Source organism: Aeromonas sp. s1(2024), assembly GCF_040908005.1.
In the GTDB taxonomy this organism is placed as follows: Bacteria; Pseudomonadota; Gammaproteobacteria; order Enterobacterales; family Aeromonadaceae; genus Aeromonas; species Aeromonas caviae.
Genome location: NZ_JBFOCW010000013.1, coordinates 1 through 1,586, shown reverse-complemented (window position 1 = coordinate 1,586; position 1,586 = coordinate 1). Strand labels below are relative to the sequence as shown.

Below are 1,586 nucleotides of genomic sequence, written 5' to 3'. Positions count from 1 at the left end.
TTCAACGTGCAGCCCAGCGTCCAGCAGACCCTGGAAACCAAAATGCAGGAGTCGGTCGCCTTCCTCGGCATGATCAACGTCACCCCTGTCGATGAGATGAAAGGCCAAAAGGTCGGTATCGGCATCACCAGCACCATCGCCGGTCGCACCAACACCGACACCAAAGACCGCCAGCCCAACAGCCCGCACGGTCTCTACGACCAGAGCTACGAATGCGCCCAGACCAACTTCGACACCCAGATCGGTTACGGCCAGATCGATGCCTGGGCCAAGTTCCCCGACTTCCAGACCCGTGTCCGTGACGCCATCCTCACCCGTCAGGGGCTGGACCGCATCATGATCGGCTGGCATGGCACCACCGCCGAACCCGACACCGATCGCAACGCCCATCCCCTGCTGCAAGACGTCAACATCGGCTGGCTGCAACACATCCGCACTGACGCCCCGGCCCAGGTCATGAGCGAAGGCACCGAGGGCAGCGGCAAGATCTACGTCGATGCCACCGACGGCGATTATAAAAACATCGACGCCCTGGTATACGACGTTGTGAACGAGCTGATCAAACCCTGGTATCAGGACGATACCGACCTGGTGGTCATCTGTGGCCGCAAGATGCTCTCCGACAAATACTTCCCCATCATCAACGACGCGGGCGACAACCAGAACAAACTGGCTGGTCAGGTGCTGGTGAGCCAGAAGCAGATCGGCGGCCTCAAGGCCGTGCGCGTTCCCTTCTTCCCCGAAGACAAGCTGCTCATCACCAAGCTCAGCAACCTCTCCATCTACTGGCAGACCGGGGCCCGCCGTCGTTACATCGAAGACGAGCCCAAGCGCAACCGCATCGTCAACTACGAAAGCACCAACGACGCCTACGTGGTCGAGGACTATGACTGCGCCGCCTTGGTCGAAAACATCGTCATCGGGCCGAACCCGGCCCCCGGCGAGTAAGGGGGTGGCATGACTCCCGCCCGCCGCCACCGCGAAAGAACACTGGCCGCCCTGCAAGGGGCGGCCAATCCCCAATTCGACCAGGCCCGCGCCAACGCTTACGAACTCCAGCTGATGCAGTTGGCCGAACACCGCCGCACCCTCAAGGGCATCCAGAGCATCGAGCGCAAGATCGACGCCAAGCGCACCATGCTGGGCGTCTACAAGCCGTGGATTGATGGCGTGCTGGCCGCCGACCGGGGCGGACAAGATGACGTCCTCGTCACCGTCATGCTTTGGACCCTCGACACCGGCGATCTGGAAGGAGCCATACCTATGGCGTCCTACGTGATCCGCCATGGACTCAGCACCCCCGATCGCTACGAGCGCACCGCCGCCACCATGATCGCCGAAGAGGTCGCCGATACCGCCATCAAGCAACAAGAAGCCGGAGCGGGTCCATCCACGTCGTTGCTAGGCCAATACATGGCCCTGCTGCACGGCAGCGACATCTTCGACCAGGTGCGCGCCAAGCTGCACAAGGCAGTAGGGCGCGCCTGCCTCGCCGATGGGCGCAAGCAACTAGCCGCCGAGCACTATCGCCGCGCCATCGAACTACACGACAAGGTCGGCATCAAGAAAGAGCTCGAAGTGCTCGA

Annotated in this window: 2 protein-coding genes; both read left to right on the top strand. The window is 62.0% G+C overall.

Features of this window, described 5'->3' with window-relative positions; genetic code table 11:
• The coding region (locus tag AB5Y70_RS03140) for a phage major capsid protein, P2 family (protein WP_368175933.1) at positions 1–948 on the top strand (948 nt) is incomplete at its 5' end.
• A 9-nt stretch (positions 949–957) separates the two neighbouring features.
• On the top strand, positions 958–1,586 hold a 629-nt coding region (gene gpM, locus AB5Y70_RS03135), incomplete at its 3' end, for a phage terminase small subunit (RefSeq protein ID WP_368175932.1).